Below are 6280 nucleotides of genomic sequence, written 5' to 3'. Positions count from 1 at the left end.
CTTTAACATTTATTTACCACCTTGCTTAGTCTTAATAAATAAATTATATAACAAAAAAAGCATATTCCCAATACTAAACGTATTGGAATTATACTTTTTAATTCTTAAAATAGAGTGAGGGCACTTTTTCAGTGGCCTCTTGTGAAATACCTGTATTTTTTTATATTTTGATAAAGTGAAACATGTATTGTAACACTTTGTAACCATAGCAGAACCAGTACCAAGTATATTTATTTTTAATTATGATACATAAATAGTATACAAATTTTATTAAAATATTTACTTATAAGTACACATAATATATACTGATGTATATACAGCTAATGAATAAGGAGGCAATGAAATAAATGAACAATAAAATTAGACAGATGGTATATGCAGGATTACTTACTGCACTCGCAATTATAATTCCTATTCAATTTGGATTTTTAAAGATTATTATTCCACCATTTACAGCAACTTTGGCTGCACATGTGCCAATGATGTTAGCTATGTTAATATCACCAGCTGTGGCAATTGTAGTTGGAATTGGTTCTACAATTGGTTTTATTATATCAGGAACACCAGCACCAGTAGTAGCAAGAGCAGCTACACATATTGTTGTAGGATATATTGGAGCAAGAATAATTATGAAAAATAAGAGTTATATTAAAGCAGCAGCTATCACAGCACCTATCCATGGATTATTAGAAATGTTAGTTGTAATACCTTTTATAGGATTTAATGTTTATCAGTTATTAATAGTAACAGCTATTGGAACAATATTACATCATTGTGCTGATAGTGTAATAGCATATTCAATAGTGAAAGCAGTAGCAAGGTCAAGAAAGAAAAATATTTATAATGTTTTTGGAGATTTTAAAACTCAGCAAGCAATATAGTTATAAAAATACAAAAACTTAATTTAATTATGATTTTTTAATGAGAAAGCTCAATGCAATATATTAAAAATGCAGTGAGCTTTTTTATGTTTGGGAAAATATAGGATTTTCGGCGGTTAGAATATAGATATAATACACTATTTATAATTTAATGAATGTGCAATTCATGCCCTTTAGGGTACCCAGTGGGCAATTAAGGAACAGGCTCGAAGAGAAAATTCAATAATTGTGTACTGTGAATTGTAAATTGTTAATTCAAAGTTAAAAAAATAATTATAAATTGTTGAAAAAATATTAAAAAAATATAGACAAAAATATCAAATATCATATAATAAAGTTAGATAATTTAAAATTTGAGTTATGGAAGTATAATTAATTTAGCTTTAATTAATTTAGGAATCTATAAGTAAAATAAACTTTAAGTTAATAAAAAATGAGGTGAACGATTTGGAAGAAAAAGAAATAATGTCATTTAAAGATGAAGATGGAAATAAAGTTGATTTTGAGGCAATAGCAAAGATTTATTTAGAAGAACAAGGATATCTATTATTATCACCAGTAGATGAAGAAAGTGAAGATATGTTTGCGTTTAGAGTAGATATAGATGAAAATGGTAATGAAGAGCTAAATCTTGTAGAAGATAATCAAGAATTTGAAGAAATAAAAAAAGAATATAAAAAATTATTGTACTAAGTAGAGAGGTGAAATTAATGAAGAGTTCAGAAATATTAAACTATTTAGAAGATAATGACTTAGCAGACATAGAAGAAATAAAGCGAAAAAGTAATTATACAATAGTGAGATTTTATTATGACTTTGATAAAGAAGAGTTAAATGCAGCAAAAACTTATTCAACTGAAGAAAGTGATTTTGAACCAGAAAGTGATGAATGGTATAATGAATATTATATCCCATATTTAAGAGATATTGCAGTGGACAATATTGAATCAATAATGGAAGATATAGTGGAGGAGTTTGAAATAGAAGCTAAGTATAAAGAACTTGGAATAGAGAATGGAGATTCTAGTTATTTTAAGTTTATCGCATCATTTTCGGATGAATTAACTGATATAGAAATGGAAGATATTTTAAACGATTACTATGAGTAAAAATCTATTATTAAAATATTCTTGAAAATATAAAAAGTTATGATATAATTAGATTATAGTTTTCCTGAGATGTACGAGAATGCTTATAATATTCAACCTACATGACATTATCGGGATTTGCAATACATTCATAAATGTCGGGCTTCATTTAATCACTTATTGTGACAGAAGATGACAGAAGTGAATTGCGTATAACCCACCTGCGAGCCGCAGGTATTGAATATATAGGTGAACGGCATGTTGGGAACTATGATTGAATTCAACACCTCAGTAATGAGGTGTTTTTTTACGCATAAGAACAGTATAGAATTTTTGAAGCCTGAAAGCTTGATTAAATCTAAATTTCAGGCTTCAATTGTATTAAATTGGAACAAAGTAGGTTAAAGTATATTTTTCTATTTATTACGTGCAACATAAAAATACAATTGTATATATTTTACAAAAAAAGCGTTCGACATGAGTTTATAAAAAAACAATTTGTGTCGAAAATTTTCATATTGATTATATTATGTTAAATGGTAAAATTATTGATATATAGAATGGAAAGGATGGAAATATAATGGATGTTCAAAAGATAAAAATAGAGGATGTTGTAGAAAAAATTAATTTATTATACAAAACTAGTCAAGAAAGAGAACTAACAAAAGAAGAAAAAGAGTTACAAGGGAAACTTAGACAAAGATACATAGATAATGTTAAAAGAAATTTCAAATCACAACTTGATGGAATAAAAGCTAATAAATAGAAAAAAAGGGTGATGAAGATTGGGAGTTTTAGTTAAAAAACTAATAGATGATTTAAATTTAGAAGTATTGGTAGAAGGTAAAGAAGATGTAGAAATTTCAATAAATGATATAAATAGACCAGGACTACAATTATCAGGTTTTTATAATTATTTTGCTCCTGAGAGAATCCAAGTTATTGGAAAAGCAGAGTGGAGTTTCTTAGATTACATGCAAATAGAACTTAGAAAGAAAAGAGTGAAAAAATATTTTAGTTTTGATATAAATTGTTTAATTATAACTAGAGGGTTAGAACCACATCCGGAATTTGCAAAGGAAGCAAAAAATCATAACATATGGTTTCTTAGAAGTAATCTAGTAACTACGCAGCTTATAAGCAAAACTACCATATATTTGGCAGATAAACTTGCACCAGAGACAAGATTACATGGTGTTTTGGTAGATGTTTCTGGGATAGGTATATTAATTACTGGAGAAAGTGGAATAGGAAAAAGTGAAACGGCATTAGAGTTAATAAAAAGAGGACATAGACTTGTTACTGATGATGCTGTTGACATAAAAGAAATAGATGGACAATTAATAGGAACATCTCCTAAAATAACTATAGGTATGTTAGAGGTTAGAGGTATTGGTATTATTGATGTTACCACATTATATGGATTAAGTTCAGTTGTTCAAGAAAAAGAAATAAGATTAGTTATGCACTTTGAACATTGGAAAGATGATAACGATTATGATAGACTAGGAATTGATAATGAATATATGAATATACTAGGAATAGACGTGAAAAAGTTAACAGTTCCAATCAGACCAGGTAGGAATATTGCAGTTATTATAGAGGCAGCAGCAGTTAATTATAGATATGCCCTAATGTCTAAAATTACACCAGTTGATGTAATAGAAAATAGAATGAATGACCTGAATAATGTATAAATATTTTCATAAAATTACGAGGAGGAATGACTTATGAAGAATGAAAAAAAAGATTTGAATAAAAATGCATGGAATAAATATAATGATAAACAAGTTAAAGAGATATTTAAATTTTGTGAGGGATATAAAAATTTTATGTCTACTTGTAAAACAGAAAGAGAATGTGTTAAAGAAGCAATTAAATTAGCAAAAGCTGAGGGATATAAAGACATAGAAGAAATTCTTCACGATAATACAAAGTTAAAACCAGGAGATAAGGTTTTTGCAAATAATAAAGGAAAAACAATTGCATTATTTATTATAGGAAATGAGCCAATGGAAAAGGGATTGAAAATATTGGGAGCTCATATTGATTCGCCAAGATTAGATGCAAAGCAAAATCCAATTTATGAAGATAGTGAGTTAGTATTACTTGATACACATTATTATGGTGGTATTAAAAAATATCAATGGGTTACTTTGCCATTGGCATTACATGGTGTGGTAGTAAAGAAAGATGGAACTGTAATAGATATTTGTATTGGTGAAGATGAAAGTGATCCTGTTGTCGGTGTATCTGATCTTTTAGTTCATTTAGCAGGAGATCAAATGGGTAAAAAAGGTGATAAGGTAGTTGAGGGTGAAGATCTTAATGTATTGGTTGGAAGCATGCCTTTAAAAGGAACTGAAAAAGACGCTGTTAAGGCTAATATTTTAAAGATACTTAAAGAAAAATATGATTTTGAGGAAGAAGATTTCTTATCAGCTGAAATAGAAATTGTTCCAGCAGGAAAAGCTAGAGATTATGGATTAGATAGAAGCATGATCATGGCTTATGGACATGATGATAGAGTATGCTCATATACTTCATTAATGGCCATGTTTAACATAAGAGAAACTGATAAGACTTGTTGCTGTTTATTGGTTGATAAAGAAGAAGTAGGAAGCATTGGAGCTACTGGAATGCAATCAAGATTCTTTGAAAATATAGTTGCAGAAGTTATTGATAAAGTAGAAGGATATTCAGATCTTAAATTAAGAAGATGCCTTACTAATTCCAAAATGTTATCATCTGATGTTAGTGCAGCGTTTGATCCTAATTATCCATCTGTAATGGAAAAGAAAAATGCAGCATTCTTTGGTAGAGGTATGGTATTTAACAAATATACTGGAGCTAGAGGGAAATCAGGTTGTAATGATGCTAACGCCGAATATATGGCAGAACTTAGAAGTATAATGGAAAAACATGATGTTTCAATTCAAACAGCAGAACTTGGCAAGGTTGATATTGGTGGTGGTGGAACTATTGCATATATATTAGCTCAATATAATATGGAAGTAATAGATTGTGGGGTTGCACTTCATAATATGCATGCACCATGGGAAGTTGCAAGTAAAGTCGATATATTTGAAACAATGAAGGGTTATAGAGCTTTTTTAATAGAAGCTTAGTATATGAAACAAAATAGGCTAGCATACTGACTTGTCATTTAGTTTAATATGCCTTAAAAAAAGAGATATCATAAAATAACTTAATAACGTTATTTTATGATATCTCTTTTAATGTAAGAAATTCCATAAGAATTTCTATATGTAATAATGATCTATTTCCAAAGAAAATTGTACCACAATTGTCAACTGTCAATTGTATCTGATGATACATTTAAGGCGGAAAGCAATTTTGATAAATATTCATATGGAAGTTCCATAGAACCAATATCTCCATGACGAGTATCTGTTTTTAAACTACCATGAAAATCAGAACCACAAGAAATTAATAAATTGTTTTCATTTGCCAATTTTAAAAACTTGTAATTTTCCTCATTTGTATTTTGATAATAAATGGATTCCAAGCCATCAAAATTCATAGATAAAAAATCATCTATACTAGAATTAAAAATCAATTTAGGATGGGCTAAAAATACAAGAGTATTAAATTTTTTCAGAAGTTTTAAGCCTTCATTAGTAGATAATTTTAAGGTAGGAACATAAGCTTTGCAACCATTACCAATAAATTTATTGAAAACTTCTTCCATAGTATACGGATAACCACAATTAATTATTTCTCTAGCAATATGTGGTCTAGCAATAGTGTCTTTAGCATCCTTAAAAATTTTTTCAAAGCTAATCTCTATATTAAATTCTTCTTTAAGCTTATGTATTATATTTTTTGCTCTAATAACTCTATGATTTTTAATTTTAATCAATTCTTTTATAAGTTCTTCATTTTTAAAGTTATCATCTTTAAAAAAACCTAAAATATGGATACTCTCATTATTATGCTGAGTTGATAATTCAATCCCAGGAATTAAAGTGATATCATATTTAATACTTTCTTCAATAGCTTCATTCAAGCCAGCTAAAGTATCATGATCAGTTATGGCTAGGTATTTAACCTTATTTTTATGAGCTCTTTGAACAACTTCTGCGGGAGAGAGAACTCCATCTGAAGTTGTTGTATGGACATGGAAATCCACTTTAAGCATATAATATAACCGTTACCAAAATTCTATAAAACTTTACAAAAAGAATATAAAAGTCTATAATTTTGTTTCTTTCCTACTTCATAGTGTCCAGTTTTGCCAAGGCTACTCCTGTTTGCTATAACACTCAATAGGCTTTGCTACTTAAAAAG

The 6280-nt window shown here is 28.4% G+C and carries 7 protein-coding genes and 1 other RNA gene; 7 read left to right on the top strand and 1 reads right to left on the bottom strand.

Translation table 11 applies throughout. From position 1 onward, the window contains the following. Positions 1-347 precede the first annotated feature (347 nt). From LLF98_RS13870 to LLF98_RS13840, 7 genes are all read left to right on the top strand, one after another. The gene (locus tag LLF98_RS13870; RefSeq protein WP_291704590.1) at positions 348-881 is read left to right on the top strand and encodes an ECF transporter S component; all 534 of its coding nucleotides are present in this window, start codon (positions 348-350) and stop codon (positions 879-881) included. A 447-nt stretch (positions 882-1328) separates the two neighbouring features. After that, positions 1329-1574 carry a DUF1292 domain-containing protein gene (locus tag LLF98_RS13865; protein WP_291704588.1) on the top strand — a complete coding sequence of 82 codons (246 nt, stop codon included), beginning with the start codon at positions 1329-1331 and terminating at the stop codon, positions 1572-1574. 17 nt (positions 1575-1591) lie between these two features. Next, positions 1592-1990 (top strand): hypothetical protein, encoded by a 399-nt coding sequence (locus LLF98_RS13860; RefSeq protein WP_291704586.1) that lies wholly within the window; start codon positions 1592-1594, stop codon positions 1988-1990. 58 nt (positions 1991-2048) lie between these two features. Further along, a non-coding RNA gene (gene ssrS / locus LLF98_RS13855) (6S RNA) lies at positions 2049-2241 on the top strand. Between the two features lie 308 nt (positions 2242-2549). Beyond that, entirely contained in the window at positions 2550-2735 is a 186-nt protein-coding gene (locus LLF98_RS13850; protein ID WP_291704584.1) for a DUF896 domain-containing protein, read from the top strand. A gap of 19 nt (positions 2736-2754) precedes the next feature. After that, positions 2755-3666: an HPr(Ser) kinase/phosphatase gene (gene hprK / locus LLF98_RS13845; protein ID WP_291704583.1), complete on the top strand. Its 912-nt coding sequence runs from the start codon at positions 2755-2757 to the stop codon at positions 3664-3666. A gap of 33 nt (positions 3667-3699) precedes the next feature. Beyond that, the gene (locus LLF98_RS13840; RefSeq protein ID WP_291704581.1) at positions 3700-5097 is read left to right on the top strand and encodes an aminopeptidase; all 1398 of its coding nucleotides are present in this window, start codon (positions 3700-3702) and stop codon (positions 5095-5097) included. A gap of 182 nt (positions 5098-5279) precedes the next feature. On the opposite strand, the gene LLF98_RS13835 is transcribed toward LLF98_RS13840, so the two are convergent. Further along, on the bottom strand, positions 5280-6131 hold the full coding sequence (locus tag LLF98_RS13835) for a PHP domain-containing protein (protein ID WP_291704580.1): 852 nt from the start codon (positions 6129-6131) through the stop codon (positions 5280-5282). Positions 6132-6280 lie beyond the last annotated feature (149 nt).

Origin of the sequence: Clostridium sp., assembly GCF_021372645.1 — a bacterium.
GTDB lineage: Bacteria > Bacillota > Clostridia > Clostridiales > Clostridiaceae > Clostridium.
This window is presented reverse-complemented; position numbering and strand designations above follow the sequence as displayed.